This window comes from Nonomuraea sp. B1E8, from assembly GCF_039871515.1.
Lineage (GTDB): Bacteria > Actinomycetota > Actinomycetes > Streptosporangiales > Streptosporangiaceae > Nonomuraea.
The window spans coordinates 416,870-443,737 of record NZ_JBDPLS010000005.1 but is presented as its reverse complement, the minus strand read 5'-3'; the positions used below and the strand labels follow the sequence as shown (position 1 = coordinate 443,737).

Here is a 26,868-nt window from a genome sequence, read left to right as displayed (position 1 = left end):
TTGTCGGGGGTTGTCGCGGCGTTCGTCGCTCTGGTGTCCGTTGCCGTGCTCGGTTACCTCGTCGGCTGGGGCGGGCTCCTGCGGGCCAGCGACGAACTGGTCCTGTCGCGGCTGGCGTTCTTCGTGGCGACGCCCGCGCTGATGTTCGCCACCGTGTCGCGGGCGGACCTGGGCTCGCTGTTCTCGCCGGTGCTGCTGACCCAGATCGTCGCCGTGGCGTGCGTGCAGCTCGCGTACGTGCTGGTGGCGCGGTTGATCTGGCGCAGGGACAGGCGAGAGTCGACGATCGGCGCGCTCGCCGCGTCCTACGTCAACGCGGGAAACCTGGGCATCCCCATCTCGATCTACGTGCTCGGCGACGGCGCGCTCGTCGCGCCCATCCTGCTCTTCCAGATCCTCGTGCTCACGCCGGTCTCCTTCCTCGTCCTCGACAAGGGGGCCAGGTCGGTCCGGGCGGTGCTGCTGCTTCCGCTGCGCAACCCCCTCACCGTCGCCTCGCTGCTCGGGCTGGCGTTCGCGCTGACCGGGACCTCGCTGCCGGTCACCTTCATGCGCCCGATCGAGCTGCTCGGCGGCGCGGCCGTGCCCGTCGCGCTGCTCGCCTACGGCCTCAGCCTGTACGGCTCCCGGCGCGCGCCCGCGACCTCGGAGGACGGCGGCGTCGGGAAGGAGGTCTTCCTGGTGATCGCGCTCAAGGCGTTCGTCCAGCCGGGCATCGCCTACCTGACCGCCCGCCTCGCCCTCGGGCTGGAGGGCGGCGACCTGCTGGCGGCCACCCTGTTCGCCGCGCTGCCCACGGCCCAGAACATCTACGTGTACGCGGTCACGTACGACACCGGGCGGCGGCTCGCCCGCAGCGCCGTGCTGCTGACCACGGGGTTGTCCATCCCGATCATGACGGCGATCGGCGCGGCCCTGGGCTGACCGCGCGGCCACGCGGGGGCCGGCCCGCGCGGTTCTGGCTCACCCCCGGCCGCAGCGCTCGCGCAGGGTCGCGACGCCGTCGCCGTCGAGCTCGTCGCAGTGGGCGGTGCGCCCGGTGATCGCCATCACCAGCGCCAGCGTGGTGCCGGAGACGAGCGGCCCATCCGCCGCGAGCGCCGCCCGCTCGGCGTGGATCAGCGGCCAGGCGTCTTTACCGTGCTTCGTCATCGTGGGTGCTCTCCTGCTGTGGGGTCCGCCGGGAACCGGCTCGTACGGGGAGAGGACTCCCGGACGCGGACAAAGTCATCGCTGCCCCCGGCCATCGCATCATCGCCATCTGAGGGCAAAAGGGATCTTAGGCGTGAAACGTATATTTCACCGCGCGACCCAGGGAGAACATTTACGTAAATGCGTATGATCGCTCTAGAGGGTGCCCGCCCCGGTTGTTACGGTTCTCGCGATACCGCGACTATCCAGGGGGTTTCATGGGCGAGTCCTCGACCGTCCCACTGCACATGCGGCGGGTGGAGTTCGACCCTTCGCCGGAGCTGACGGCCGCGCGCGACGACGAGCGGGTCAAGCGCATCACCACATCGTTCGGCGACGAAGCCTGGCTCGTGACCCGCTACGCGGACGTACGCGAGGTCCTGGGCGACTCCGAACGGTTCAAGATCGCGCCGCAGGGCATCGCACGGCTGCCCGGATCGCCGAAGATGACCGAGGAACAGCTGGCCAAGGTGCGCGCGGGCAACCTGCTCGGCGTCGACCCGCCCGAGCACACCCGGCTGCGCAGGATGCTCACCGGCGAGTTCACCATCCGCCGCATGCGCCGGCTCGAACCGCGGATCAAGCGCATCGTGGACGATCACCTCGACGCCATGGAGGCCGCCGGCTCGCCCGCCGACCTGGTGTCGTCGTTCGCGCTGCCGATCCCGTCGCTGGTGATCTGCGAGCTGCTCGGCGTCCCGTACGAGGACCGCGAGACCTTCCAGCACCGCACCAGCAGGATGCTGGACATGACGGTGCCGGGCGAGGAGCGGCTGCGCATGCAGTTCGAGCAGCGCGCCTACATGGAGCAGCTGGTCACCCGCATCCAGGCCGACCCCGGCGACGAGCTGCTCGGCATGCTGGTCCGCGAGCACCCCGACGACCTGACGACCGACGAGCTCGTCGGCATCGGCGGCCTGCTGCTGTTCGCCGGGCACGAGACCACCTCCAACATGCTCTCCCTCGGTACGCTCGCCCTGCTGCGCCACCCCGACCAGCTCGAACTGCTGCGCAAGGAGCCCGAGCGCATCGACGCCGCCGTCGAGGAGCTGCTGCGCTGGCTCAGCATCGTGCACTCCGGCACCACCAAGATCACGACGACCGAGGTCGAGATCGGCGGCCAGACCATCGGGCCGGACCAGCTGGTGATCTGCTCGCTGCCCTCCGCCAACCGCGACCCCGAGCTCATGTCCGGCGCCGACACGTTCGACATCACCCGGGGCGCGCCCGGCCACCTCGCCTTCGGCCACGGCGTGCACCACTGCCTCGGCGCCCCGCTGGCCCGCATGGAGATGCGTATCGCGTTCCCCGCCCTGCTCCAGCGCTTCCCCGAGCTGCGCGTCGCCGACTCGGGCACGAACTTCCGCTCCTTCAGCGTCGTGTACGGCATGACCGCGCTGGAGGTCGCCTGGTAGGCGTCGCGAATAAGTCGGCCCGGCCGAGCCGCTTCCCGCCCTTGTTCACGCCGTTTCGTGACCATACGATTACACTGTGCTCGCGGTGAAGGGAGAACACCGAGATGGGAAAGCACAAGGACCCCAGCAGCCCCAAAGACCAGCCGTTCAAGGCCGATCCCAGCAAAGCCACCCCCGACGGTCACCGCAAACCGAAGGGAAAGCATGTGGACGACAAGGGTAAGGGCGGCAAGAAATAGTGGAGGCCGTCGCCCGGCACGTCGAGCGTCTGGTCGAGTATATCGGCGGCTTCGACGATATCCAGGGCTTCGTCCTCGATGCGATCCGCGCCGTGCCTCGCCACCTGTTCATCCCTGATGTGGCGCTGGCTGTGCCCGGCGATTCCGAGCAGCCGTTGGTCATCGACCGCGAGGCCGACCCTGGCACCTGGTGGGACACGGTCTACTCACCCAGTCCCATCGTCACGCAGCTCGACGACGGTGCCACCGGCATCAGGGTGGGGGAGGGTGCGTACACCTCCTCCTCGTCCGCGCCGAGCACGGTCGCGCATCTGCTGCAGCTTCTCGATCCGGAGCCTGACGACAGGGTGATGGAGGTGGGGGCCGGCACGGGCTGGACCGCCGCGCTGCTCGCTCACCTGGCCGGTCCGAACGGCAGCGTGACGACGATCGAAATCGACGAGGTCGTGGCGGAAGGTGCTGCCAAGAATCTCGCCGCGGCCGACGCGCACGCGCATGTGGTCACCGGAGACGGCGCGAAAGGCTTCGCGGCGAGGGCGCCCTTCGACCGGGTCCACGTCACCTGTGGCGTGCGTGCGATCCCCTTCCCGTGGATCGAGCAATGCCGCCCGGGAGGGGTCATCGTCGCCCCCTACTGCCCGGGATTCGGCGACGACCATGCGCTGCGGCTGGTGAGGATGCCGGACGGCACCGCGATAGGCCGCTTTCCCGGTCATGCCTCCTACATGATGATGCGCTCCCAGCGGCCGGCGCCGTGCGCCGCCGATGACGGCAGCGGTGTGAGCAGCCCCACGGAGGTGCACCCGCGGACCATCGGGCTCGCACCGCCCGGCGCGGATCTGGCCATGGCGGCCATCACCGGCCTGTATGCGCATGTCTCCCGTGAGGACCACAGATTCCTGACGTACGTGGTTGACCCGGCTGATCCCGGCCGGTGGGCGGTCGCCGTCCATCGGCGCGGCGAAGCCGAGCACACCGTCTACCAGTTGGGAGACCGCCCGCTGTGGGACGAGGTGACCGAGGCCTATTTCCGCTGGGTCGGCTGGGGCGAGCCAGGACGTGATCGGTTCGGGATGACGGTGACCCGGGACGGGCAGCACATCTGGCTGGACACCCCCGATCGCGTGATCAGCGGGTAGGACGACCGTGCCCGATCCGCGGCCTGCTTGACCAAGGCGTTATCCCGCTGTACTGCCCGAAATTGGCTTTCCGGCCTGCTGCCGCACGCTTTAGGGTGGCGTCGTGACCACTAACGTGATCTTGCTGAATGGTGGGTCCAGCTCGGGGAAGTCCGGCATCGCCCGGTGTCTCCAGGCGGTCCTGCCGGACCCATGGCTGGCTCTCAGCGTCGACACCATGGTCGACGCGATGCCCGCCTCCATGCGGGCGTCGGAGTCCGGGATCGAGATCGCTCCGGACGGCGCCGTGAACGTCGGGCCGGAGTTCATGGCTCTGGACGCGGCGTGGACCGAGGGGGTCGCCGCCATGGCCCGTGCGGGTGCCCGGATCGTCATCGACGACGTCTTCCTCGGGGGAGCGGGGTCCCAGGAACGGTGGCGGAAGGCTCTCGACGGGCTGGACGTGTTGTGGGTCGGCGTCAGGTGCGAGAGCGCGGTCGCGGCCGGCCGCGAGATCGCGAGGGGCGACCGGCCCCAGGGCATGGCCGCTCTGCAGGCGGAGGTGGTCCACCAGGGTGTGACCTATGACCTGGAGGTCGACACCACCCGCACCGAGTCCCTGGAGTGCGCGCGGGTCATCGCCGCCCGGGTCGGCTGAGCGAGGGAATCCCCGGTCGAGGGAAGACACAGATGACCCCAGAGTGATCAAACTGTTACTCATAGTTACTATGGGTCGGGTTGGTGCACGTATGCAGCGTGCAGCCGCGGATCACTCCAGGGGGCTGAAATGACCGATGACACCCGGGCCGAGAAGATGGAGATCGACGCCGAGGAGACGGCGGTGGGGGGCGAGGCCACGCTGCTGCACTCCCAGGACGACCCGGCAGCCTCGGCGGCGGTCGACGAGGCGGTGGCGTCAGAGCTGCTGGAAGACGCCTCCGCCCGCACCGCGGCCGAGGCCAGGCGGGAGAGCGAGAGCCAGATCGCCGCACTCGCCGCGCACGATCAGGAGCGCGTACGCGGGCTCCAGCGCGATCTCCGCGCCATGGGCGCGGAGGTCTGGCCGGTGGCCAGGTGGTGGGGTTTCGAGATCCACCTCAACGAGAGCGCGGCGCTGCTGGCCTCCGAGATCGCCCAACCGGCAGGGGAGCTCTCGGGCGCCGTGCTGGGCTCCTGGCTCGCCCGGATCGTCGAGCACTCGGTACGGGACAAAGCCGCCCGGATCGCCTCGGCCGCCCGGCCGTACGGAGTCCGGCTGGTCTCGCCGTGGACCGCGCCCGCCATGCTCGTCCCCGCCCGTGACGACGACAGGCCCGGCGGCGACGCCCAGCTCTACTGGGCGATGCACGAGCCGGACGAGGGATGGAGCGACGACCAGCCGTTCGTCGACCACTTCAGCGTGTCGGGGCCGGCCCTCGCGGAGTTCCAGGACCGCCTCTATCTGGCGCACCGCGGCGGCGACGGCGACTCCGGCCTGTGGTGGGCGGTCTACGACGCCGAGGAGGGCTGGAGCGAGGACCAGCGGTTCCCCGAGCACTTCAGCGACTCGGGGCCGGCGCTGGCCGCGTACGACGGGCAGCTCCACTGCGTGCACCGGGGCGCGGGCGACGACGCGCTGTGGTGGACACGCTGGGACGGCACCCGCTGGACCCCCGACCAGAAGCTGCCGGGCCATGCCAGCTCCGCCGCCCCCGCGCTGGCCGCGTACGACGGGCAGTTCCACTGCGTGCACCGGGGCGCGGGCGACGAAGCGTTGTGGTGGACGCGGTGGGACGGCGCCGAGTGGAGCCCCGACCGGCGGCTGCCCGTCCACTCCAGCCGGTCGAACCCGGCGCTGGCCGTCTACCAGGGCCACCTCTACTGCGTGCACCGCGGCGCCGGCGAGGACACGTCGTTGTGGTGGACGCGCTGGGACGGCGCCGAGTGGAGCCCCGACCAGAAGCTCCCCCGCCACCACGCCGCGGAGGGCCCGTCGATGGCCGTCTACAAGGACCGCCTCTACTGCGTGCACCGCGGCGACGCCGACCAGAGCCTGTGGTGGACCGCTTTCAACGGCTCCGGCTGGAGCATCGACCAGCGGCTGCCCGGCCACCACAGCGGGGAGAGCCCGGCCGTCATCGCCTACCGCGACAAGAACGCCACCCGCGACCAGCTCATGTGCGTGCACAGGGGCCGCCGCTGAAATGCCGGGTGCCGGCCCGAGCCGGCACCCGGTACGCGGGTCACCACCCCGCGAGCTGCTCCAGGAACCACTCGACCAGGGTCGGGGACACGCTGCTGTGCGCCGAGTTGCCGAGGTCGCAACAGAACGCGTCCAGGAACGTCTCGTCCTTGGGCAGGTCGCTGAGGTCGCGGTAGAGCTCGGCCTGCCACTGGAAGGGGTCCCTGGCCAGGGCGACCGCGCTGACCACGGGGACGAAGCAACTGGCGCGCAGGGCGTTGTCGATCGGCAGGCCCATCGCGTCGGCGAGGCGGCCCCACGAGTCGAGCGTGCCGCCCGGAGCGCCGTCGAACGCGGCCACGTGGCTGGTGGCGCTCGTCCACACCGGCCCGCCGAACCGTACGGTGCCGATGTTCTGCAGCTCGCCCAGGTTCGGCTGGATCCTGGCGGTGAGCTGCAGGGAGTCGTGGCGCAGGTCGAAGACCGGCGTGCCCGGCGGCAGGACGGGGCCCGTGCCGTCGCCGATCCCGTTGGCCATCCCCAGCTTGTACGGGCGCATCGGGAACCAGCCGACCCGGCGCAGGTCGTCGAGGAAGTCGGTGCGCAGCGTGCTGGCGGCGGTGACCGGGCCCGAGTAGTTCTCGTTCTCGACCCAGGCCCACAGCAGTTGCTGCGCGGCCGGGCTGCGGATCAGGTCGGCCTGGCCCGGCCCGTCGGAGGCCGGCTGGATCGACTCGTGCAGGTAGGCCAGCTGCTGGAGCACCAGCGGGATCCAGGCGCCGAGGTGCGGCGTGTCGTAGGAGAAGTACTTGTCCGTCTGGTGGTCGACGCGCTCGCTCTCCATGCGGGCCAGCGCGTACCTGGTGATCATGCCGCCCATGCTGACGCCGCCGACGACCAGCGGATCGTCGCCCCGGCGCTCCTCGATGGCGCGCAGAACGCAGGTGACGGCGACGGCGGCGTTGGCCTGGATGTAGGTGTGGCGCTCGTCGAAGCCGAGCAGCACCACGTCGATGCCCATCATCCTGAGCTGGTCGAGGAACCCGGGGACGTTCTTCTGGTAGGGGGCGTTGAGGTGCAGCCAGAGTGCGTCGAGGTCGCTCGGCCCGTGGTTGAAGCCGTCGGCGATGATCAGCGGCCGCGACAGCGCCGTGTGCCCCTCCGCCAGGTGCACGGCGGCCCGGCCGGTGGCCGTGTGACCCTGGTACGGCTCGTCGCCCACCAGGTCCCAGACGAGGTCGGCCCTGGGCGCCTGGCCGTCGCGCGCGGGCGGCGTGGCGAACCAGACCCCCTGACGCCCGAGCGCGTCCGCGATGCGCTGGACCTGGTCAGCGGAGAGAGTGCCCTCGATCCCCTCTGCCTTGGCCTCGACGTCGATTCTCGGTTCCTGGGACATGTGCTCGATCCTCTCGCTCAAAGCGAAGCCCGCTGGGCCACTGACCTCACCTTACGGTCACTCTTAGCGATATAACGAGCACATACGGTAGTGGCGCGACTTGTCCGCAGGTCCCCTGGTTTCACCTTCTCCGGTGGGGTAAACGCAGTGCTGAGGCCAAGCCGGGCACCCGTGCGGCGACGGCCGCCAAGCACTGTCGGCGAGGAGCCGCGATGTCACTCATCGATCCGGAATGCGTCCGCCAACTGCTGGACTCGCGCCACCAGGACGCCACGCTGGTCTACGTCCGCGGCGACTGTGTCGTGCTGCCGGCCGCCGAGGTGGACGACGCCCACCGGAGCCTGGTCATCGCCAGCCGCGACGAGGTGGCGGCCCAATTCCCTGCCGACGGCCCGACCGACGAGACGCTGGAGGCCGTCGCGACCCGGCTGGACAACATCGTCAGAGACCTGGGCGCCTGACGCCGGGCCCGCCCGCTCCCACGCGAGCGGACAGGCTCAGGCGCGCGGCGTAGAGCGGAAGCGTGCTGCCGAACAGGCCGAGCACCAGCCCGAAGCTCCCGTGCGTGAGCGCCCAGGCCAGCTCGCGCCGGGTCGCCGGCTCTTTGAGAGCGGCCCGCAGCCCGGCCGGCAGCGGATGGGGGACGGAGCACCCGCTCCCGTGGCACCGGCTGGCTCCGCCGGGGGAGGAGGATCCCCCGGCGGAGGGAACTCCCGGCGGCCCGCCGCCGACAGGCTGATGGGCATGAAACGAACCATGGCACTTGCCATCCCGATCGCCGTCCTCGCCCTGCTGGCCACCCCTGCCGGGGCTGTCACGGCCTCCGGGGCGCCCGCGTACTCGTTGCGCGGCAGCGCCTCAGGGACGCTGCCCGAGTCGTTCGGCCAGTGGGCGGGGGAGAAGGTGCGCTTCACCATCGACGCCAGGAGCGACGGGGGCAAGACGCGGGGCACCTTCGACGTGTTCCACGCGGGCAAGCCCGGCAAGCCGACCGTGGGCGACTTCCAGGGCAAGATCAGTTGCCTGGTCGCGGCCGACGGCATCGCGGTCGCCACCGGGGTCATCACCAAGGGTCACGTCACCATCGGCGACAAGCCGGCCATGGACGTGAGCGGCAAGAAGGTCTCCTTCACCGTGCACGACAAGGGGCGCCGCGACACCATGTTCTGGATGTGGGAGTTCCTGGGCGCGCCGATCAACGCCTGTCAGGGCACGGTGCCGCTGTTCAAGCCGTCGAAGAGCAGCCTGAAGGTCAAGGGCTGACCGGTCCACTCAATCACCCGACGGGCGCCTGGCCTCACTTCATGGTCCGCGGGTGGCCGTCACGGGCGGAACACGGCCCTGACGCATCCTTCCCGCTTCGTCTTGAACAGCTCGTAGCCCCTGGGCCCGTCCTCCAGGCGCATGGGGTGGGTGAGCAGGGGTGAGGCGTCGATCTCGCCCTTGCTCATCCGGTCGAGGATCATCGGGATGTAGCGGTGGCCGTGCTGCTGGCCGCCGCGGAGCGTCAGGCCCTTGTTCATGACCGCGCCCATCGGGAACTTGTCGACCACGCCGAGGTAGACGCCGAGCACGGAGACGACGCCGCCCTTGCGGCAGGCGTGGATGGCCTGGCGCAGCGAGATCCCGCGGTCGGTCTGCAGGCGCAGGGCGTGCTTGACCCGGTCGTAGGCGTACTGGGCGCCGGTGCCGTGGCTCTCCATGCCGACGGCCTCGATGCACACGTCGGGCCCGCGTCCGCCGGTCAGCTCCTTGAGCGCCTCCAGCACGTCGGACTCGCCGTAGTTCAGGATCTCCGCGCCCATCTCGGCGGCCATGGCCAGCCGTTCGGGGAACCGGTCGATGACGATCACCCGGTCGGCGCCCATGCGCAGGGACGCCAGGGCCGCCATCTGGCCGACGCCGCCGCAGCCCCACACCGCGACCACGTCACCGGGCCCCACCTCGCCGAGGTCGGCGCCCATCCACCCGGTGGGTACGGCGTCCGAGGCGAACACGGCGCACGCGTCCGGCACGTCGTCCGGCACGGAGAAGGCGTTGACGTCCGCGTACGGCACCCGTACGTATTCGGCGTGGCTGCCCGCGAAGCCGCCCAGCGCGTGGGAGTAGCCGAAGATGCCCGCCGAGGCGTGCCCGTTCGCCGTCTCCAGGAAGCCGGGGTTGGGGTTGGAGTTGTCGCACAGCGACCACAACCCCTCCTTGCAGTAGTGGCAGCGCCCGCAGCCGATGATCGAGCACACCGTCACCCGTTCGCCGACGCGCCGCTCGCGCACGTCGGGGCCGGTCTCGACCACCTCGCCGACGAACTCGTGCCCGAGCACGTCACCGGCCATCATCGTGGGCACGTAGCCGTCCAGCAGGTGCAGGTCGGAGCCGCACGTGGAGCTCGCGGTGACCTTGACGACGGCGTCCTGCCGGTTGAGCAGCCCGGGGTCGGGGACGTTCTCGACCGCCACCTTGTTCACGCCGGTCCAGCACAGCGCCCTCATCGTGCGCCCTTTCTCGTGAGATGCCGGAACGCCGGCGTGCCGACGCGGCCAAGCGCGGTGCGGTGGCCCTCGGGTTGCCCGTTGACCAGGAGCACCTCCCCGGTTTCGAGCAGCTGCTTCAGCTTCCGTACGAGGTCGCGCGTCTCCCCGTCGGCCTCGCGTACCGCGATCTCGCTGCCGCGGCCGCCGGGGGCGGGGCTGATGCGGATCTCGTGTCGTTCGGCGATTCTGGCCAGTTCGTCGGGCCGGTCGGGGCCGGTCAGCCGGGCCGGGTCCGTCTCGACCGTGACGGTGAACCATCCGTTCGGGTTGGGCGGCGCGGAGCGTGCCGCGCGCACGATCGCCATCCCGGCCACCGCCGCTCCGGCGAGGAGCACGGCCGTGCGGCCCTTACGCCGCCGGGGGCTATGGGCAGGCAGTTTCGCGCGGGCCCGGGCGGCCCGCCTTGTGCTGGACGCTTTCATGCTCCGCGGCTGCCCGGGGCCGCCCCTGGCAAACCGGCCTGGCGCAGGGACCTGATCGGCAGCACCGGCTGGTTACGGGTCCAGGCGTCAGCGTATGCAGTGCTCATGACTGAGTACGCCGGACGCCGTCGAGCACGATCCGGGTGAGCCTGGTGACCAGCGCGCACGACACGGGCGGCGCCTCGAAGCTCGCGTCAGCGTCCTCCAGCTCCAGCTTTCCGCTGGAGAGTCCGACGGTCACGTAGTGCGCGTCGTTCTTCCTGCTGTTCGTGGCCCGCCGCAGTTCCACGGAGTTCTGGCAGGACTTGGAGACCTTGTGGTCGGACCTGGAGTTGAGGGTGTACAGGCCGTTCATGGTGAGCCGCCGGTTCTTGACCTGCCCGGTCGACGTGCCGCCGGTCTGGCGCTCGTGAAAGGCCAGGCCCGAGGCGAGCGTGAGCTCCTGGTTCTTCGCCTTGTTCGCCAGCTGCAGATCGCAGCTGTACGGGCCGGAGTAGCGCACGTCGATGAGCTTGTACGAGCCGCCGATCGCGGCGAGCAGGTCGTCCTTGCGCGCGCACGGGTCCTTGCCCATGACGCCCACCGCCCGGCCCTTCCTCGGCGGCAGCTTGAGGATCCTGTCCATGACCGCGCCGAGATACTGCTTGGCGGCGGCGCAGCGCTGCGGCCACTCCTGGCTCTCCTTGCCCCGCGGCGGGGTCTTCAACAGGTCGAGGGCGAACGCGCTGCCCTCCACACCCTCATAAGGCACCTTGTAGTGGCAGCTGCGGTGGCTCGCGCTGTCGGTGGAGTATTCCTCGCGGTAAATCGTGCGCCCGTCGAGCTTCTCCTGCTCGGCTTCTTCGGCGTTCTTCTGCTCGAAGTGCGCGTGCAGATCGATTCTGAAACTGTAAACGCTCTTGGAGGCGTCGGAGTATCCGGTCAGGTACTGGCATTCGGTGATGCCGGACCCGCGCACGACGAGCTGCTCGGGGCCGTACTTCTTCAGCATGGGGTGCGGCACGAGGTCGCACGGGTCGGCCGCCCGTACCCGCTTGAAGTGCGCGAACAGGGGGCCGTCTCCGGCGAGGGGGTCGTTCTTCGGCTGGAGGGGCTCCTCGCCCGGGTTCTCGTCCTGGCTCTGCGCCGGGGGGTCGTCGCCCGGCCGCTCCGCCCTCCGCTGGGAGCCGAGATCGATCACGCCGCAGCCGCTCAGTACAACGGCGGAGCCGAGTACGGCGGCAAGTGTTCGTACGCCTTTACTGTGATATTTCGAATTATTTTGAAATATTGTCGAATTCATAGCGGGACGTCACGGTACAGCAAAGGGGTTCGCCACTCCAAACCGGCAACGGGTTCAGGACGGGCACAGCCCGGGAACCCGCCGAGGCGGTGATCATTTCGCGCCCTGGATGATCGCTTATGGTTCCGGGTCGGCGAAGAGAGCGAAACGCATGTCTCGTATCCGGGCAATGGCGGTGTGTCGGCCGCTCGCTCCGAAATATGGTGTTTGAGGGCGCCTACGTGGCAGGATTGCCGGTGGGCGGCCTGGGGTGATGTGCCGATTTAGGAGCATATATGTCGACTGCTCGCGAGATGAGCGATCCGACCGATATACCTGACAGGGATTCTCTGCAGCCCGGACCCACGGCGCTGCGCATATTGGTGGGGACGCAGTTGCGCCGGCTGCGGGAGTCACGAAAGATCAGCCGCGAAAGGGCGGGCTATACCATCCGCGGCTCCCACTCGAAGATCAGCCGGATGGAGGGCGGGCGCAGCAGTTTCAAGCTGCGCGACGTGGCCGACCTGCTCACCCTGTACGGCGTGGCCGACGACACCGAACGCCAGGCCCTGCTCGTCCTCGCCGAGCAGGCCAACGCGCCGGGCTGGTGGCAGGACTACCGCGACACGATCCCCGACTGGTTCGAGGCCTACCTCGGGCTGGAGCAGGACGCGGCGCTGATCCGTACGTACGAGATCCAGTTCGTCCCCGGCCTGCTGCAGACCGAGGACTACGCCCGGGCGGTCTTCGCCCAGGGCCACAAGGACGAGCCCGCCGAGCTGATCGAGCGCCGCGTCGAGATGCGGATGCGCCGCCGGAGCATCCTGTCCGAGCCCGCGTCGCACAGGCTGTGGGTGGTCCTGGACGAGGCGGCGCTGCACCGCCGCGTCGGCGGCGGGACGATCATGCGCGACCAGCTCCGCCACCTCGTCGAGCAGGCCGAGCTGCCGCACATCACCCTGCAGGTGATCCCGTTCGGCCTGGAGGGCGCGGCCGGTGGCGTCGGCCCCGTCACCATCCTGCGCTTCGCCCAGGCGGAGCTGGACGACGTGGTCTACCTCGAACACCTCGCCGGCGCGCAGTATCTCACCAAGGACTCCGAGGTCCGCCCCTACCAGCACCTGATGAACGAGCTCAGCGTGCAGGCGCCGCCGCCGACGGAGACCCCGGAGATCCTGCGTCAGATCATCGCCACGATGTAGCTCACCGCTTGCGGGCCACGCCGCACAGCGCGTCGACCTCTTCCATCGGGGCGAGCGGGTCGGGGTCGGGACGCCACAGCGGCAGGGACACCACCCCGGGCTCCACGAGGTCCATGCCGTCGAAGAACGCGGCGAACCGCTCGGGGGTGCGCAGGTTGTAGGGGACGCCGCCGCCCGAGTTGTAGTCGTCCTGGGCCTGGTCGAGCGCCTCGCCGGTGACCAGGTTGACGCCGTCCCACAGGGCGAGGTAGCTGCCGGACGGCAGGGCGTCGACCAGCCCTCGCACGATGTCGTGGGCGCCCTCCTCGTCGGTGACGTAGCCGACGATGCCCATCAGCATGAGCGCGACCGGCCGGTCGAGGTCGAGTGTCCTGGCGGCGGCGGAGACGATCGCGCCGGGGTCGCGCAGGTCGGCGTGGACGTAGTCGGTGGCGCCTTCCGGCGTGCCGACCAGGAGGGCGCGGGCGTGCGCGAGCACCAGCGGGTCGTTGTCGACGTAGACGACGCGGCAGGACGGATCGGCCCGCTGGGCGACCTCGTGGGTGTTGTCCACGGTGGGCAGCCCGGTGCCGATGTCGAGGAACTGGCGCACGCCCGCCTCGTTGACCAGATGGCGCACGATGCGGGCGAGCAGGTGCCGGGACAGGCGGGCGATGTGCACGATGTCGGGGAACGTCTGGCTGAACTGGTCGCCGGCCACGCGGTCGACGTCGTAATAGTCCTTGCCGCCGAGCCAGTAGTTCCACATCCGGGCGGCGTGCGGCACGGACGCGTCGATGCCGGACGCGGGCACGTGACCGGTGGGAGGGGGTTCACCTGTCATGAGAGGGCTGGGCTCCTTCCGAAAGGGCCTGCGGGAATCTCAACCTAGCGTCCCCCCCGCTCCGAAAGGAGATCATGCACAGAGTCGCGGCGCCGGAGACGGCCGGCGCCGCACGATCCTCTCGCGGCCGGTCAGCCGGTGGCGACCGGTTCGCCGTTGCTCAGGCTGGTGAACAGGCGCTCCCACTGCGGCATCACGACCTGCGGCGTGTACGCGTGGGCGACCTCGGCGGCGGCGGCGCCCAGCCGCCGGCGCAGCGCGGGGTCGCTCATCACCCGCCTGAGCGCCGCCGACAGCGCCTCGATGTCGCGCGGCGGCACCAGCACGCCGTCCACGTCATGCGTCAGCACGTCACCGGGGCCCGTCGGGCAGTCGAAGGCGACGATCGGCAGGGCATGACCCATCGCCTCGATCATCGCCATCGGCAGGCCCTCGATCCGCGAGCTCAGCACGTAGACCGAGGACCGCGACAACTCCTCGGGGATGCGGTCGCTGCGGCCCATCAGCCGGATGGTGTCACCCAGGTCGAACTCGTCGAGCCGCTGCTGCAGCCGGTCCTTCGACGGGCCCGTGCCGAAGATGCGCAGCCGCCAGTCGGGGAACTCGGGCGCGATCGCGGCGTACGCCTTGATGAGCATGTCGAAGCCTTTTTGCGGCACCAGCCGGCCGACGGCGATCACCACCGGACGGGTCAGGTCGGAGTGCTTGCGGCCCTCCATGTCGACCGCGTTCGGGATGCGCACGACCGGGGTGCCGGGCAGCAGTGGCCGGTATTCGTTGACGCTGGTCTCCGTCAGCACCGCCACCGCGTCGAACCGGCCGTAGTGCTTGGCGATCTCCTCGCGGACCGCCCGGTGGTAGGAGCCCAGGTTCATGTGCTCCTGCGCCACCCTGATCACCTTGCGCGAGCCGCGGCGCGCGGAGATGAGGTTGAGCGCGGGCCGGGTGGTGACCAGGATGCCGTCCTGCAGTCCGGACACGTAGTCCATGACCGCGCCCTCGACCCGCTCCGTGAAGTACTCGGCGGCGAACTCGCCGTACGGCACGATCTTGCCGCGGGCACGCCGCCACACCTTGCGGGCCAGCGAGTCGGCGGCGACGCCGTCACGCTGGTCCACCAGGGCCCACACCCGCACGCGCTCGTCGATGGCGAACTGCGGACTGCTCCGCCGGCGTACGACGCTGACGATCTCGACGTCGTGACCCGCCTCCGCCATCGCGTTGGCCTGGTTGACCACCGTCCGGATGGTCCCGCCCATGCCGTACGCGTGCAGCAGCATGTATCGGATCTTCACGGTAGGTACTCCCACGTCCGGCACATGGCGTGCAACACCTCGGGAATCTCCGCCGGCTCGGGCAGGTCGCGGCCCTTCTGCACGGTGCCCGAACGGATCTTGTCCTTCCAGTCGCCGAGCCCCTTGGTCACCACGTCGGGCGTGCCGTAGGAGAGCAGCTCGGGCACCCAGCCGATGCCGAGGAAGTCGCAGATCAGGCGGCTGACCTTCTCCGGGTCGGCGGTCAGCTCCTCGTAGCGCACGGTCAGGCCGGGCAGCGCCTTCCTGGCACGCTCCACCGCCTTCATGTACCGCAACGCGTCGGCCGCCGCTTCGTCGGGCGTGCGCTTGCCGGGACTGGCTTCGTGCCAGGACGTCGCGATCGAGGCGGGGTGGCGCAGCAGGAACACGAACCGGGCATCCGGCCAGCACGCGGCGAGCCGTTCGTAGGCGAAGGCGTTGGCCGGAGTCTTGTCCACGATGTACCGCTTGCCGCTGCGTACCAGCTCCCGGTGGAGCACCCGGTCCCACAGCAGGTGCTCGATGTCGGCGCGGTTGTGCCCGAGCGCCTCCATCGCCTTCTCGGCCAGGGTCGTGCCGAAGTCCACGCTCAACCGGCGTACGTGCAGCTCGTGGGGGGCGTGCAGGTCCGGGTGCGCGTTGAGCATCGACCGCAACAACGTCGAGCCGGACCGGACGGGGGAGATCACGAACACCGGGGCCTCGAGCAGGCGATCGCGGGGGTCGGACGGCGGTCTGAAAGAGGTGTCGGGGGCGGCCTTCCTGGGCCGCTCGACGACCTTCTTCGCGTTCTCCGCTTTTCCTACCCGTTCGATCCGGAATCCTGCGTACTTGGCCAGCGCGCTGTTGAACGTACGCTGCCACATCATGGTGGGCGAGGTTACCTGCCCTTTCTGTGGATTACCTGAAAATCATCGCCGAACTCGATCGTGGCCCAAGAACACGCCGTCTCACGGCAAGAAATGACCATGTGTCACGCCAAGAACACGCGATGCAAACCGTATGTCGAGGAAACATCACGGCTATTACCCGTGCCCATTTTCCCGACGTTCCGGCGGGTGCCTCCCGGGTTGGGTAGATGCTCCAGCATGAAAGAGCACACGGTGCACTGAGGGCGTCATGGGAGCCATCGAGCGGGCCGCGAGAGAGCTGCGGCGCAAGGCCGAGCAGACCCCTGCCCACCGCGACCGCCACGTCGACCTCCTGCGTGCCGTCGCGATCGCGGCCGTGGTGACCGGGCACTGGCTGGCGCTCTCGGTCAGCTACAACGGCGGCCTGCACGGGGTCAACGTCCTGGACGTCGTGCCGTGGACCCGGCCGCTGACCTGGGTGTTCCAGGTCATGCCGATCTTCTTCCTGGTCGGCGGGTACGCCAACGCCGCCTCGCTCGCCGCCCACCGCCGCGAGGGCGGCGGCGCCACCGGGTGGACGCTGCGCCGTACCGACCGGCTGGTGCGGCCCACCACGATGGTGCTGGCGGTGCTCGCGGCCGCCGGCCTGGCCGCCGGGTTCGCGGGGGTCGGTCCCGAGCTGGTCGGCATGGGGGTCTGGCTGGCGGGGATCCCGCTGTGGTTCCTGGTGGCGTACCTGTCGGCGGTGGTCCTGACGCCGGTGATGCACGCGCTGCACCGCAGGTACGGGCTGGCCGTGCCCGTCGTGCTGGTCGTCCTCGTCGCTGCGGGCGACGTGGGGCGTCTGGTGCCGTGGATCCCTTACAGCGGCGCGGGCAACTACCTGTTCGCCTGGCTGGCGGTGCACCAGCTCGGCTTCGCCTGGCAGGACGGGCGGCTGCCGGCCCGCCCGGCCGTCGCGCTGCCCCTGGCGCTGTCCGGGCTGGCCGCCCTGGTGGGGCTCACCGTGTTCGGCCCCTATCCGGTCAGCATGGTCGGCGTGGCGGGGCAGCAGATCCAGAACACGTCCCCACCCACCCTGGCCCTGCTGGCGCTGGCCACCGCCCAGACCGGCGTCGCGCTGCTCCTCCACGGGCCCGTCAACCGGTGGTTGCAGGGAGTGCGGCAGTGGACGGCGGTCGTGGCGGTCAACTCGGTGATCATGACCCTGTTCCTGTGGCACATGACCGCCGCCGTGCTCGGGGTCCTGGCGCTCTACCCCACCGGGCTGCTGCCCCAGGCCGCGCCCGGATCCCTTCCGTGGTTGTGGTTGCGCATCCCCTGGCTCGCCGCGCTCGCACTCATCCTCGGGCTGCTCGTCGCGGTGTTCGGGTTTGTGGAACGGCGCGGCGGCCCCAGCGTGCCTCCGGGACGCGGCGCCGCTGCACTGACCTTCGCCGGGATGGCCGCCGTGGTGGGCGGCCTCCTCGCCGTCGCCCTGGCCGGGCCCGGTCATCACGGCCCCGCCGGCTTCCCCACGGCGGCTCTGATCGGCTATTTCGCCGGGGCCGCGCTCCTGCGGCTCCTGAGAAGCGGCTTCCCCGGCCGCTCCGGCCCGGGCCCCTGACGTACGAGGCCGGCCCGCGTCACGGCGGGATCACCAATGGTTGTCCTGCGTACCCGTCACGCGAGTGCCGTCCGTGCCGATGCCGTACTCGCGGTCGAAGGTGCCGACGCTCAGGTCAGCTCTCGTCCACAGCCTGTGGGCGCCGTGGCCGCGCCTCCCGCCACCCTGGAGCCGGAAGGGTGACGGGTGGTGCGCCGGCCTCTCTCGCGGGGCGGTCAGACCTCTTCGGCCACCCCCAGGTACATCACGCTGGAGTCGGCGGGGTTGAAGGCGATCGAGGTGACCCGGTCGTAGGCGTTGTGGTGGGTGGTGACGCGGTCACGCCAGGAGTCGTACCGGTAGATGTCGGTGCCGAGCGAGGACCATCCGGTTCCCCACACGAAATAGAGCACGCCCGGGTCCCTCGGATGGGCGGCCAGCAGCGGCCCGTTGGGGATCGTGATGCCGTCGCCCTGGTCCACGACGGGGGTGAAGCGGCGGCCTCCGTCCATCGAGCGGTAGATGTGCCGGCCGCCGGACGGCGCGCCCGCATGCAGCTCGTCGAGGTCGAGCCCCATCACGTACACGACGTTCGGCGAGGTGGGCGCGATCGCGGCGCTGAACACGTTGACCTTCCCGCCGGACGCGCTCAGCCCTTTCGCCGTCGTCCAGGTGCGCCCGCCGTTGAAGGTGACGCGGACCCCGGTGTCCGACGCTCCGAGCACGACGTGGTTGAGGTTGTGCGGATCGAACACCGCCGTGTAGACGCTGCGCAGTTCGTCCTTCTCCCAGGCGGGCACGCCGACGGGCTGCCACGTGCGCCCGCCGTCGCGCGACTCGTGCAACTGCCCGTCGCCGTCGGCCACCCGCAACTGGTCGCCGTGGCGGCGGTGGGTGCCGAGCCCGGCCAGCCTGCCGGACGGCGAGGTCAGCGGCGTGACCCCGTCGGGCGTGGCGAGCGAGACGTGGCCGTCGCGGTCCCACGCGTAGGCCCGGTCGCCGCGGGCCGCGGTCAGCTCGACGTACGAGCCCGCCACCTCGCCTACCGGTTCCCATGTGCAGCCGGCGTCCGACGAGCGCGACAACTGGTTGTTGGCCAAGGAGAGCAAGGTGTCAGGGCGGTCGAGCGTGACAAGGCCGGTCGTGTAGACGACCGGTTCCAACCTCTTGCTGGTCGGTGTGATGGTCTTGCCTTCGTCCCGCGTGTACGTCACCGTGCCGTCGCCGGTGACCGTCTCGCAGGAGGGCTGGTGCCAGCGGCCGAAACCGTCGGCGGACGCCGGTGTCGCGGGCGACATGACCGCGAGCGCGGCCGTCAACCCGATGGCGAAAACCTTCTTCAAAGCTGCCTCCCTGGCAGGCATGGGTGCGGAACATCAACAGGTCCATGTCCGTCCTACCGGGAAGCGGATCGCCGGGGCCAGCTCAGCGGTTGGCAGCTTTGCGACATTTCATAAATATGACATGCTTGTGGATCGTGGATCCGCATGACAACGCGCTCGCGGCGGTCGGCGTCGACGCCGAGGACGAGCAAATATACCGTGATCTGCTGCGCCGGCCGCGCGCGACGCTGCACGAGCTGGCCGCGCACACCGGGCGCACCACGGTGGCCCTGCGCCGCGCGTTCGCCCGGTTGGAGGCGCTGGGTCTGGTCAGCCGCATGGCGGGGCGCCCGGTCCGGTTCCTGGCGACCCGGCCGGACGTGGCGGTCTCCGCCCTCATCTCGCGCAGGGAGGAAGGGCTGGCGCAGGCGCGGCTGGCTGCGCTGGCGATGCTCGCCGAGACCCCGCGCACGGAGAACCACTCGCCCGAGGAGCTCGTCGAGGTCGTCCAGGGCCGGGCGGCCGTGGTCCAGCGGTTCACGCAGCTGCAGCAGGCCGCGACCGGGGAGATCCTGGTGCTGGACCGGCCACCGTACGCGCAGGATCCCGGCGAGCAGAACGTCGCCGAGATGGAGCGCCTCGCGCACGGCCTCCAGGTCCGCGGCATCTACGACGCCTCCGCCCTGGAGATCCCCGGCAAGCTGCGCCTCGCCCAGGAGTCGGTGGCCGCGGGCGAGCAGGCCAGGGTCAGCCCTGAGGTGCCGATGAAGCTGGCCATCGCCGACCGGCGGATCGCGATCCTGCCGCTGAGCACCGACGAGTCCGCCCACGCCGACAGCGCGGTCATCGTGCACTCCTCGACATTGCTCGACGCGCTGGTCGCCCTGTTCGAGGTGTTGTGGAGGTCGGCGCTGCCGCTGCCGGCCAGACCGCTCGACGCGCCGTCCGGCGGCCCGGCCGACCTTCCCGACCCCGAGCTGTTCACGCTGCTGGCGGCCGGGCTGAAGGACGAGGCCGTGGCGCGCCAGCTCGGCGTGAGCCTGCGTACGGTGCACCGGCGGGTCAGCGAGATGATGGAGCGGCTCGGCGCGCGCACCCGCTTCCAGGCCGGGCTGCTCGCCGCCCGCCGCGGCTGGTGGGGCGAGGACGCTCCCCGGCACGGTTAGAGCCACCGCCCGCGGCCCGGCTGGACCCGCCGCCCCCGCCGGTGGTGCTCGTCGGCCAGCCGCTCGGCCATCTCGGCGAGCGACCACCGCGGCCTCGCCGTCAGCTTCGCCGCCGCGATGCGCAGCGGCAGCGGCGACCTGTCGCACAGTGCCGCCAGCCAGGTCGCCGCCTCGTGCTCGGCCGACACCCGCTCGGCCCCCACCACACGTTCGAGCAGTTCGACCGACTCCTGCTCGCTCAGGACGTCCAACGGCACCTGCAGCGCGCCGTGGCTCACGGTCAACCCCTCCAACCGGCGCCGCGAGGTGACGATCACGCAGCAGTCCGGCGTGCCGGGCAGCAGCGGGCGCACCTGCGCGGCCGACTCGGCGTTGTCCAGCAGGACCAGCACCCGCTTGCCGTCCAGGGTGCTGCGGAACAGCGCGGTCCGCTCCTCCAGCGCGGGCGGAACCGCCGTCCCCGGCACCCCGAGTGCGCGCAGGAAACGCTCGAGGACGGCCGACGGCTCCGCCGACCTCCTGTCCCGGTCGTAGCCGTGCAGGTTCGTGAACAGCTGACCGTCGGGGAACCGCCCGGCCACCTCATGGGCCCACCGCAGGGCGAGCGAGGTCTTGCCCACCCCCGCGGCGCCGGTGATCACGGCCACCGGCAGGCCGTCCCGGTGCGGCCGCCTCAACCGGCCGAGCATCCGGATCTGCGGCGTACGGCCCACGAACGCCGACACGGCCGGCGGCAACTGCGCCGGACGTACCGTGACCAACGGAACGGGCTGATCCACCTGAGCACCGGACGCGCCCGGCTGCGCGGTGGACGTGCCGGGCGGTGGCGCGGGCGTGTCCTCGTGCGCCGCGCCGGCAGGAGGCGGTCCTGCCAGGATCGCCTGCTGGAGGGCACGCAGGGCCTGTCCCGGCTCCAGGCCGAGCTCGTCCAGCAGATGCCGGCGCCCCTGCTGGTAGCTTTCCAGTGCGTCGGCCTGCCGTCCCGAGCGCCACAACGCCAGCATCAGCCGCTCGCGCAGCCCTTCGCGCAGCGGGTGCTCCTCCACCAGCCCGGCCAGCCGCGCCACGGCCTCGCGGGGACGGCCGCACGCCAGCTCCGCGTCGGCCCACTCCTCGGCGATGTCGAGCCGGGAGTTCTCCAGGCCGCGGGCGGCGGCGGCGATCTCGGTGGTGTCGATCTCGGCCAGCACCGGGCCGCGCCACAGGTCGAGCGCCCGTGCCAGCGTGGCCGACGCCTCCTCCGGCCGGCTCGCCCGCCGGGCGGCGGCGGCCTGCTGCCGCGCCTCGTGCGCGTCCAGCCATACGTCGTCGGTGAGCAGCCGGTAGCCGACCCGCTCGGTGGTGATCAGCTCCGCGTCCCAGCCGGCGGCCTTGACCGCCTTGCGCAGCGTGTGTACGTGGATCGCGACCTGGTTGCGTGCCGAGCCGGGCAGGCGATCCCCCCAGATCGCCGTCACCAGCCGGTCGAGCGGCACGATCCGCCCGGCGTCCAGCAGCAGGGCGGCGAGCAGCGAGCGCGGCCGCGGGCCGCCCAGCTTGACCGGACGCCCCAGGCAGCTCGCCTCCAGCGGCCCGAGGATCCGGAATTCCATCTGCGTTGTCATGTCATCCCCCGTCGACCGTTCGATTACCGTCTCCCCCTAGCGACCGGGCCTTCATGAATCGGTTCGACATCGCCTGTAAAGCCCGGGGCCCTAGCCTCGCACCTGGGCCTGCTGTGCCGTACCAGTTACGTAACAGGGAGGCGGCACGAGGAACGCCGGATCGTCGCCGGCGGTGACGGGCGCCGCGCTGGTGGCTCGGGTGAGAGGGCGATTTCGGGCGAGGAGGTTTACCGGGCCCTGCGATCAGGCAGGAGGAGAGCCCGTACGAACCCGTAGAGCAGGAGCCGACCGTGCACCATTTCACCATCGCGACCGTCGCCGAGGAGAGCGCGGACTTCCGCCGCGTGTTGTGGACGGGGGAGAAGAGCCAGCTGGTGATCATGACCATCCCGCCGGGCGGCGAGATCGGCGACGAGGTCCACGAGGGCATCGACCAGATCCTGACGTTCGTCTCCGGCGTGGGCGAGGCCCGGGTGGGCGGCGAGACCAGGGAGGTACGGCAGGGCGACCTGGTGGCCGTCCCCGCCGGGACCCGGCACAACTTCGTCAACACCGGCGTGAACCCGCTGGTCCTCTACACCGTGTACGGCCCGCCGGAACACGCCGACGGGGCCGTGCACAAGACCAAGGAGGAGGCCGACCGGGCCGAGCACGCCGCCTGACCCCGCCGCAGGCGTGTTGCCCTGTCGGCTGAGTGGGCGGAGGGTCTACCTGGGGGCGTCGAGGGCGAACGGGATGTTCCGCCACGGGCTGCCGGGATCCTGGGTGAGGATGCGGTGCGGGGTGAGCGCGGAGTCGTACATGTGGCCGAAGGCCTCGTCGTCGAAGCGCAGCACCCGTCCCAGGATGTAGCCGGCGGAGAACGACTCCCACGTCCCGTACACCTGCCGGGTCAGCTCGCCGGCCTTGATCACGACCTGCTCCACCTCGTACGGCTCGGCGAAGCGGGCGCTGAGCCCCCAGCGCGCGAAGTTCACCGCCCGGCCGAAGTCGTAGCCGAGTGCCGAGGTCACGTACCCGTCGGGCGGCAGGATGCCGTCGGCGCGGAACCGGTCCTCGTAGCGGGCGATCCGCCCGATCAGCTGCATCATGGCGTCGATGCCGGGCGGGCCCATGCCCTTCTGGGCGAGCACGCCGGCCGCCGCCTGCTGCCACATCGACGGGTCGCGCTGCGAGCCCGGGTACTGGCGGGCCAGATCGCTTCTCACCTGGAGCAGGAACTCCGGCTCGACCGGGCTGTTGCGCCCCTCCAGCAGGGCGGTGACCTGCGTCTGCCAGCCGCCGCGGTCGGTGACGCCCCAGGACTCGCGCAGGTTCTCGACGTCGCCCTCGTAGTGGGTGTAGACGTCGCCGACCTCGTTCCAGATCACCCCGTTGTGCACGGCGAGGTGTCCGCCGCAGGCCAGCCCGTGGGCGAGCGGCCCGTGCAGGGGGCCGGTGTACCTGGTGAGCAGTTGGTCGGCGTCGTGTCCCCGCTTCGGGACGCCCTTCTTGAGCGACTTCCAGTGCCGGCGTTGGCGCTTGGCGTCGTTGAAGTACGCCCCCGACGGGCTCCCCGGGTTGACCAGCAGCCCCTGCAGCTCGCCGCCCCACCACTCCTCGGGAGGGAAGGGCAGGCCGACCTCGCAGGCGACGGCGTCGTGCCGTCTCGGGGGCAGCTCGCCCCGGGTGTAGACGACCAGGCAGTCCTTGCCCTCGGGCCCTTTCTCCGTCAGCCAGTTGACGACCAGCTTGCGGCTGTCGACGCGGTCTTTCGGCTTGTAGGAGAACGTGTCGACGCCCAGCAGGACGCTCACGTACGCGTCCCAGTCGCCGCGCGACTTGGCGTCGAACAATGCCCGCTCGACGTCGGTCGGCGGCACCCAGGGCGGTCCTTGTCCCGGCGGGTTGTTGATCGGCATTCCCATGCAGGCAGACCTTAGTGAACAAACTCCCCGCAAATAGTGAAATTTCGGTCATTCCCCGCGTATGAAGCGGTGAAGCCCTTGGTGACCAGCGGAAAGTCCTGATTCCTGCCGGTCGAAGGCCACCTCGCGGGTCACCCTGGGGGCGGGCGCCTGGTCTCGGCGTTTCGGAGCTCGGCCGGCAGCTCGTCCTGCCCGACGATCACGTCGGTGAGGATCCGGCGTGCCGAGCGCATCAGCTCGGCCACGTCTCCGCTGCTCAGGTCGTAGACGACGGTGGCGCCCTCCTGGGTCGCCGTCACGATTCCGGTCCGGCGCATCACCACCAGAGTCGCCGAGCTCCACATGGCTCACATGCGGGCTGGAGGTTGTGCGGGGGCCTGTCAGGCCTTGCGGCCGACGCCGCCGTAGAGCCACTTCGTGGCCTGCGGGGCCGGGTCGGAGGGGTCCGGGTGCCAGTTGTCGATGGTCACCAGCCCGGGCTCGACCAGGTCGAAGCCGTCGAAGAAGCGGGCGATCTCCCCGTGCTCGCGGAAGAAGATCGGCGTCGGCGTCCTGGCGTAGACGGCCTCGATCTGGGCCACCGCCTCCGGCGAGTGGGCCTCGGTGGTGACGTGGGTGGCCGTGAGGTAGCTGCCGGCCGGCAGGGCGCCGTGCAGCTGGCGCATGATCGGGCCGCGTTCGTCCAGGGTGAGGAAGTGCACCATGGCGATCATGAGGACGCCGACCGGCTCGTTGAAGTCGATGAGCTTGACCGTCTCGGGGTGGCCGAGCACGTCGGCGGGGCGGCGCATGTCGGCGGCGGCCACGCTGGTGTTGTCGTCGGTCGCCAGGATCGCGCGGCCGTGCTGCAGCACCACAGGGTCGTTGTCGACGTAGACCACGCGGGAGTCGGGGGCGATCTCCTGGGCGATCTGGTGGGTGTTGCCCACGGTCGGCAGGCCGGAGCCGATGTCGATGAACTGCCGGATGCCGTTGCGGGCCATGTAGCGCACGGCGCGGCGCAGGAACGCGCGGTTCTCCTGGGCGAGCTCGCGGATTTCGGGCATCGCCTTCTCGACCTGCCGCACGGCCTCCCGGTCGATCTCGAAGTTGTCCTTTCCTCCGAGGTAGTAGTCGTACATCCGGGCTACGCTCGGCCTGGTGACGTCGATGCCCGCCGGTCCGTTACGCCCCTGCTCCACCATTTCCCCGACCTCCCCGGTAGATCATCTCTTACTCAAGTTAGCGCAATCAGGTGGGGCGGGGTGTAAAGAAGGCGTCATTCGACACTGAACCCGCCAAAGACCCCGGATGGTGCATCGTTCGCCGGCGGTCACGCGCGCCGCGACCACGGCGGCCCGTGTGGCGATCATGTCGCACCAGTGCAGGGTCCCGGCAGGGCTTGGGTAGCCGCTAGGGGAGGGTGACGTACTCGTCGAGGAAGTTCCGGGCCGTGGGGGTGTCCAGGCGGTAGTCGTAGTTGGTGCCCCGGCAGGCGTCGTCGGCTCCGCTGATCGAGGTGGCGACGAGGAGGTGCGACTCGGGGCCGCCGAGGAAGTTCGGGCCGCCGGAGTCGCCGAAGCACGTGCTGCCGTCTCCTTCGGCCTTCAGCGACAGGTCGAGCCACCGGCGTGAGAGGTTCTTGAAGGAGATGGTGGCCTGGTTGCGGGTGTCCGGGTAGCGGAACCGCGGGCCGTCCTTCGTCTTCTTGGTGGGGTTCAGCGAGCCGTAGCCGACGGGGGTGAAGGCCGACTTCTGCAGCTCGCCCTCGGCTTCGAGCTCGTCGAGCATGCCCTCGCGGGGGAGCTGGGCGGGTTTGATGCCGGGGATGGGCTTGTCGAAGAGGACCACGGCCATGTCGTGCAGGGCTGATTCGTCCTTGAAACGAGGATCCGGCACGTAGCGCCCGGTGTAGTACGTGGTCCCGGGCCGGTAACGGTCGGCGAATGTGACCCTGGCGGTCTTCTGTCCGCGCGCCCCGCAGTGGGCGGCGGTGAGGAAGACGGTGGGCGCGATGAGCGTACCGGTGCAGTAGGCCCATGAGCCGTCGGGGTGCGCCTTCTTCGCGATGAGAGCGCCGACTTCGGGGTGTGCGTTTCCGTCGGCGACACCGTTGGTGATGGCTGCTGCCGGCGCGGAGGGGCTCATGATCAGGGCAGCGAAAATCATGACAAAAAGGACGAAACGCATTTGACGAGTATAAACACCCCTATCCTGTGCATGAAGATGAGGAAAAAAGATCTACTCATGCCGTTTCCGGCCCGGATCCGGAGCGGATCCAGGCCGGGAACACCTTTCAGAGCGCGTTGGTGTTCTGAGCGGCGCGGTAGACGGCCATCGCCTCGTCGCCGAAGAACGGGCCGAACATGAAGTCCGGGGCGAAGTTGTACTTGAAGCTGTTGACGGAGTTCAGCCAGCCCAGCCCCGTGGACTCGTCGAACCCCTGGAACCACGGGCCGCCGCTGGCGCCCCCGGTCATGTTGCAGCGCAGCCCCAGGTCGCGTGTCTGGACGGTGTCGTTGAACGACCGCCCGCTGCAGTAGATCAGCTCGGAGCCGTCGAACGGCTCCGCGGCCGGATAGCCGAACGAGAACATCTGCCGGATCCTCGGCTGGTTGAACGCCACCCCCTGCCCGCCCACGACGTCGGTCAGCGTCCGGTTCTGCAGCGGCGCGACCACGGCGGCGCCGATGTCGAAATTGATGTCCTCGCGCGCGTTCCACTGCTGGGTGGTCAGCAACCTGCTGGCCACCCAGGTGCCGAACGGCCGCTGCCCCTCATCGAAGGCAGGGACGAACGCCCAGTTGCGGTGGAACTGGCCGTTCAGCTTCACGCAGTGCCCCGCGGTCATCACCACGCTCTCGTTCGCGCTGGTCACGGCCGTGCCGGAGCATGAGGAGTTCTGGCCGTCGGCGGTGGTGAAGAAGACCCGGCCGGTGGTGCGCACCACCGCGCCCGCGTCGGTCCACCGCAGGCCGGGGCTGTTCGGCACCGCGGCCTGCCGCCTGACGGCCGAGGTGGCGCCCGTGTCACGGGACGGGGTGGTGGAGGAGCCGCGCGTGGTCCACGAACCGCGGTTGTCGCTGGTGGCCGAGGTGCCGCGGGCCGACCACGGGTCGCCCTGGGAGGGCTGCTCCGACCGGGCGGCGCGCCGCGGCGCGGGCGACGACAGCGGCTGTGCCGCCAGCATGCGCTGCCGGGTCCAGTACTGCGAGACGGTCCTGCGTTCCGACCACGAGTCCGTGGCCGACCACCTGACGGGCCCGTCGCGGTCAGGGCCGCTCAGGGCGCCGGCCTGCGCGGCTCCCGCGGGCGCCAGGACGCCGGCGACGACCGCGGCGGCGGAGAGCAGGGCGACTCTGCGGTGCATTACGTACCTCCCGAAAACCGGAATCTGCCG

General features: G+C 70.4%; 27 protein-coding genes. 12 read left to right on the top strand and 15 right to left on the bottom strand.

Annotation, left to right across the window (positions count from 1 at the left end; all coding sequences use genetic code 11):
- Positions 1–924 carry an AEC family transporter gene (locus ABGA98_RS19985; protein ID WP_347619843.1) on the top strand — a complete coding sequence of 308 codons (924 nt, stop codon included), beginning with the start codon at positions 1–3 and terminating at the stop codon, positions 922–924.
- Between the two features lie 39 nt (positions 925–963).
- Here ABGA98_RS19985 and ABGA98_RS19980 read toward each other — a convergent pair whose 3' ends face one another.
- The gene (locus tag ABGA98_RS19980) at positions 964–1,152 is read right to left on the bottom strand and encodes a hypothetical protein (RefSeq protein WP_347619993.1); all 189 of its coding nucleotides are present in this window, start codon (positions 1,150–1,152) and stop codon (positions 964–966) included.
- A gap of 257 nt (positions 1,153–1,409) precedes the next feature.
- Here ABGA98_RS19980 and ABGA98_RS19975 point away from each other — a divergent pair, with 257 nt between their 5' ends.
- The 5 genes from ABGA98_RS19975 (at position 1,410) to ABGA98_RS19955 (ending at position 6,145) form a co-directional block, all read left to right on the top strand.
- Positions 1,410–2,606 (top strand): cytochrome P450, encoded by a 1,197-nt coding sequence (locus ABGA98_RS19975; protein ID WP_347619842.1) that lies wholly within the window; start codon positions 1,410–1,412, stop codon positions 2,604–2,606.
- Positions 2,607–2,710: 104 nt separating this feature from the next.
- The gene (locus ABGA98_RS19970) at positions 2,711–2,845 is read left to right on the top strand and encodes a hypothetical protein (RefSeq protein ID WP_347619841.1); all 135 of its coding nucleotides are present in this window, start codon (positions 2,711–2,713) and stop codon (positions 2,843–2,845) included.
- Complete coding sequence (locus ABGA98_RS19965; RefSeq protein WP_347619840.1) at positions 2,845–3,984, top strand: methyltransferase domain-containing protein; 1,140 nt, start codon at positions 2,845–2,847, stop codon at positions 3,982–3,984. Before ABGA98_RS19970 ends, ABGA98_RS19965 begins: the two co-directional genes overlap by 1 nt.
- Positions 3,985–4,087: 103 nt before the next feature.
- Complete coding sequence (gene cpt / locus ABGA98_RS19960) at positions 4,088–4,621, top strand: chloramphenicol phosphotransferase CPT (protein WP_347619839.1); 534 nt, start codon at positions 4,088–4,090, stop codon at positions 4,619–4,621.
- 129 nt (positions 4,622–4,750) lie between these two features.
- On the top strand, positions 4,751–6,145 hold the full coding sequence (locus ABGA98_RS19955; protein WP_347619838.1) for a hypothetical protein: 1,395 nt from the start codon (positions 4,751–4,753) through the stop codon (positions 6,143–6,145).
- Positions 6,146–6,185: 40 nt separating this feature from the next.
- Here ABGA98_RS19955 and ABGA98_RS19950 read toward each other — a convergent pair whose 3' ends face one another.
- Positions 6,186–7,520 carry a hypothetical protein gene (locus ABGA98_RS19950; protein ID WP_347619837.1) on the bottom strand — a complete coding sequence of 445 codons (1,335 nt, stop codon included), beginning with the start codon at positions 7,518–7,520 and terminating at the stop codon, positions 6,186–6,188.
- Between the two features lie 212 nt (positions 7,521–7,732).
- Here ABGA98_RS19950 and ABGA98_RS19945 point away from each other — a divergent pair, with 212 nt between their 5' ends.
- Together ABGA98_RS19945 and ABGA98_RS19940 are read left to right on the top strand one after the other, a co-directional pair.
- A complete protein-coding gene (locus ABGA98_RS19945; RefSeq protein WP_347619836.1) occupies positions 7,733–7,981 on the top strand; it encodes a hypothetical protein in 249 nt (82 codons plus the stop codon).
- A 283-nt stretch (positions 7,982–8,264) separates the two neighbouring features.
- Positions 8,265–8,783: a hypothetical protein gene (locus tag ABGA98_RS19940; RefSeq protein WP_347619835.1), complete on the top strand. Its 519-nt coding sequence runs from the start codon at positions 8,265–8,267 to the stop codon at positions 8,781–8,783.
- Between the two features lie 59 nt (positions 8,784–8,842).
- Here the strand turns inward: ABGA98_RS19940 and ABGA98_RS19935 are convergent, their stop codons facing one another.
- The 3 genes from ABGA98_RS19935 to ABGA98_RS19925 form a co-directional block, all read right to left on the bottom strand.
- Positions 8,843–10,009: a zinc-dependent alcohol dehydrogenase gene (locus ABGA98_RS19935; protein WP_347619834.1), complete on the bottom strand. Its 1,167-nt coding sequence runs from the start codon at positions 10,007–10,009 to the stop codon at positions 8,843–8,845.
- The gene (locus ABGA98_RS19930; protein WP_347619833.1) at positions 10,006–10,386 is read right to left on the bottom strand and encodes a hypothetical protein; all 381 of its coding nucleotides are present in this window, start codon (positions 10,384–10,386) and stop codon (positions 10,006–10,008) included. The genes ABGA98_RS19935 and ABGA98_RS19930 overlap by 4 nt, the downstream gene beginning before the upstream one ends.
- A 190-nt stretch (positions 10,387–10,576) precedes the next feature.
- Positions 10,577–11,653 carry a hypothetical protein gene (locus tag ABGA98_RS19925; RefSeq protein WP_347619832.1) on the bottom strand — a complete coding sequence of 359 codons (1,077 nt, stop codon included), beginning with the start codon at positions 11,651–11,653 and terminating at the stop codon, positions 10,577–10,579.
- Between the two features lie 377 nt (positions 11,654–12,030).
- Between ABGA98_RS19925 and ABGA98_RS19920 the strand changes: the two genes are divergently transcribed.
- Positions 12,031–12,936: a helix-turn-helix transcriptional regulator gene (locus ABGA98_RS19920; protein WP_347619831.1), complete on the top strand. Its 906-nt coding sequence runs from the start codon at positions 12,031–12,033 to the stop codon at positions 12,934–12,936.
- A 1-nt stretch (position 12,937) separates the two neighbouring features.
- Here the strand turns inward: ABGA98_RS19920 and ABGA98_RS19915 are convergent, their stop codons facing one another.
- From ABGA98_RS19915 to ABGA98_RS19905, 3 genes are all read right to left on the bottom strand, one after another.
- A complete protein-coding gene (locus ABGA98_RS19915; protein ID WP_347619830.1) occupies positions 12,938–13,759 on the bottom strand; it encodes an SAM-dependent methyltransferase in 822 nt (273 codons plus the stop codon).
- Positions 13,760–13,890: 131 nt separating this feature from the next.
- A complete protein-coding gene (locus ABGA98_RS19910; RefSeq protein WP_347619829.1) occupies positions 13,891–15,054 on the bottom strand; it encodes a glycosyltransferase family 4 protein in 1,164 nt (387 codons plus the stop codon).
- Complete coding sequence (locus ABGA98_RS19905; RefSeq protein WP_347619828.1) at positions 15,051–15,923, bottom strand: sulfotransferase; 873 nt, start codon at positions 15,921–15,923, stop codon at positions 15,051–15,053. Before ABGA98_RS19905 ends, ABGA98_RS19910 begins: the two co-directional genes overlap by 4 nt.
- A 250-nt stretch (positions 15,924–16,173) precedes the next feature.
- On the opposite strand from ABGA98_RS19905, the gene ABGA98_RS19900 reads away from it, so the two are divergent.
- Entirely contained in the window at positions 16,174–17,511 is a 1,338-nt protein-coding gene (locus ABGA98_RS19900) for an acyltransferase (RefSeq protein ID WP_347619827.1), read from the top strand.
- A 215-nt stretch (positions 17,512–17,726) separates the two neighbouring features.
- On the opposite strand, the gene ABGA98_RS19895 is transcribed toward ABGA98_RS19900, so the two are convergent.
- Positions 17,727–18,833, bottom strand: a complete 1,107-nt coding sequence (locus ABGA98_RS19895; protein ID WP_347619826.1) for a sialidase family protein — start codon at positions 18,831–18,833, stop codon at positions 17,727–17,729.
- Positions 18,834–18,967: 134 nt separating this feature from the next.
- On the opposite strand from ABGA98_RS19895, the gene ABGA98_RS19890 reads away from it, so the two are divergent.
- Complete coding sequence (locus ABGA98_RS19890) at positions 18,968–19,978, top strand: LuxR C-terminal-related transcriptional regulator (protein ID WP_347619825.1); 1,011 nt, start codon at positions 18,968–18,970, stop codon at positions 19,976–19,978.
- Here the strand turns inward: ABGA98_RS19890 and ABGA98_RS19885 are convergent.
- Entirely contained in the window at positions 19,975–21,582 is a 1,608-nt protein-coding gene (locus ABGA98_RS19885; RefSeq protein WP_347619824.1) for a BTAD domain-containing putative transcriptional regulator, read from the bottom strand. The two genes, ABGA98_RS19890 and ABGA98_RS19885, sit on opposite strands and share 4 nt — an antisense overlap.
- 290 nt (positions 21,583–21,872) lie before the next feature.
- Here ABGA98_RS19885 and ABGA98_RS19880 point away from each other — a divergent pair, with 290 nt between their 5' ends.
- A complete protein-coding gene (locus ABGA98_RS19880) occupies positions 21,873–22,244 on the top strand; it encodes a cupin domain-containing protein (RefSeq protein WP_347619823.1) in 372 nt (123 codons plus the stop codon).
- 45 nt (positions 22,245–22,289) lie between these two features.
- Here ABGA98_RS19880 and ABGA98_RS19875 read toward each other — a convergent pair whose 3' ends face one another.
- From ABGA98_RS19875 to ABGA98_RS19855, 5 genes are all read right to left on the bottom strand, one after another.
- Positions 22,290–23,489 carry a DUF1266 domain-containing protein gene (locus ABGA98_RS19875; RefSeq protein ID WP_347619822.1) on the bottom strand — a complete coding sequence of 400 codons (1,200 nt, stop codon included), beginning with the start codon at positions 23,487–23,489 and terminating at the stop codon, positions 22,290–22,292.
- Between the two features lie 131 nt (positions 23,490–23,620).
- The gene (locus ABGA98_RS19870) at positions 23,621–23,806 is read right to left on the bottom strand and encodes a hypothetical protein (protein WP_347619821.1); all 186 of its coding nucleotides are present in this window, start codon (positions 23,804–23,806) and stop codon (positions 23,621–23,623) included.
- A 63-nt stretch (positions 23,807–23,869) separates the two neighbouring features.
- On the bottom strand, positions 23,870–24,673 hold the full coding sequence (locus ABGA98_RS19865) for an SAM-dependent methyltransferase (protein WP_347619820.1): 804 nt from the start codon (positions 24,671–24,673) through the stop codon (positions 23,870–23,872).
- 208 nt (positions 24,674–24,881) lie between these two features.
- Positions 24,882–25,637: a trypsin-like serine protease gene (locus tag ABGA98_RS19860; RefSeq protein WP_347619819.1), complete on the bottom strand. Its 756-nt coding sequence runs from the start codon at positions 25,635–25,637 to the stop codon at positions 24,882–24,884.
- Between the two features lie 127 nt (positions 25,638–25,764).
- The gene (locus tag ABGA98_RS19855; RefSeq protein WP_347619818.1) at positions 25,765–26,838 is read right to left on the bottom strand and encodes a peptidase; all 1,074 of its coding nucleotides are present in this window, start codon (positions 26,836–26,838) and stop codon (positions 25,765–25,767) included.
- Positions 26,839–26,868: the final 30 nt, after the last annotated feature.

Bases quoted from the DNA above. Each gene is read 5' to 3' on its own strand.
- ABGA98_RS19980 (WP_347619993.1), bottom strand. From the start codon at position 1,152: ATGACGAAGCACGGTAAAGACGCCTGGCCGCTGATCCACGCCGAGCGG.
- ABGA98_RS19975 (WP_347619842.1), top strand. From the start codon at position 1,410: ATGGGCGAGTCCTCGACCGTCCCACTGCACATGCGGCGGGTGGAGTTC.
- ABGA98_RS19970 (WP_347619841.1), top strand. From the start codon at position 2,711: ATGGGAAAGCACAAGGACCCCAGCAGCCCCAAAGACCAGCCGTTCAAG.
- ABGA98_RS19955 (WP_347619838.1), top strand. From the start codon at position 4,751: ATGACCGATGACACCCGGGCCGAGAAGATGGAGATCGACGCCGAGGAG.
- ABGA98_RS19950 (WP_347619837.1), bottom strand. From the start codon at position 7,520: ATGTCCCAGGAACCGAGAATCGACGTCGAGGCCAAGGCAGAGGGGATC.
- ABGA98_RS19945 (WP_347619836.1), top strand. From the start codon at position 7,733: ATGTCACTCATCGATCCGGAATGCGTCCGCCAACTGCTGGACTCGCGC.
- ABGA98_RS19940 (WP_347619835.1), top strand. From the start codon at position 8,265: ATGAAACGAACCATGGCACTTGCCATCCCGATCGCCGTCCTCGCCCTG.
- ABGA98_RS19935 (WP_347619834.1), bottom strand. From the start codon at position 10,009: ATGAGGGCGCTGTGCTGGACCGGCGTGAACAAGGTGGCGGTCGAGAAC.
- ABGA98_RS19920 (WP_347619831.1), top strand. From the start codon at position 12,031: ATGTCGACTGCTCGCGAGATGAGCGATCCGACCGATATACCTGACAGG.
- ABGA98_RS19915 (WP_347619830.1), bottom strand. From the start codon at position 13,759: ATGACAGGTGAACCCCCTCCCACCGGTCACGTGCCCGCGTCCGGCATC.
- ABGA98_RS19905 (WP_347619828.1), bottom strand. From the start codon at position 15,923: ATGATGTGGCAGCGTACGTTCAACAGCGCGCTGGCCAAGTACGCAGGA.
- ABGA98_RS19900 (WP_347619827.1), top strand. From the start codon at position 16,174: ATGGGAGCCATCGAGCGGGCCGCGAGAGAGCTGCGGCGCAAGGCCGAG.
- ABGA98_RS19885 (WP_347619824.1), bottom strand. From the start codon at position 21,582: ATGACAACGCAGATGGAATTCCGGATCCTCGGGCCGCTGGAGGCGAGC.
- ABGA98_RS19875 (WP_347619822.1), bottom strand. From the start codon at position 23,489: ATGGGAATGCCGATCAACAACCCGCCGGGACAAGGACCGCCCTGGGTG.
- ABGA98_RS19870 (WP_347619821.1), bottom strand. From the start codon at position 23,806: ATGCGCCGGACCGGAATCGTGACGGCGACCCAGGAGGGCGCCACCGTC.
- ABGA98_RS19865 (WP_347619820.1), bottom strand. From the start codon at position 24,673: ATGGTGGAGCAGGGGCGTAACGGACCGGCGGGCATCGACGTCACCAGG.
- ABGA98_RS19860 (WP_347619819.1), bottom strand. From the start codon at position 25,637: ATGATTTTCGCTGCCCTGATCATGAGCCCCTCCGCGCCGGCAGCAGCC.
- ABGA98_RS19855 (WP_347619818.1), bottom strand. From the start codon at position 26,838: ATGCACCGCAGAGTCGCCCTGCTCTCCGCCGCCGCGGTCGTCGCCGGC.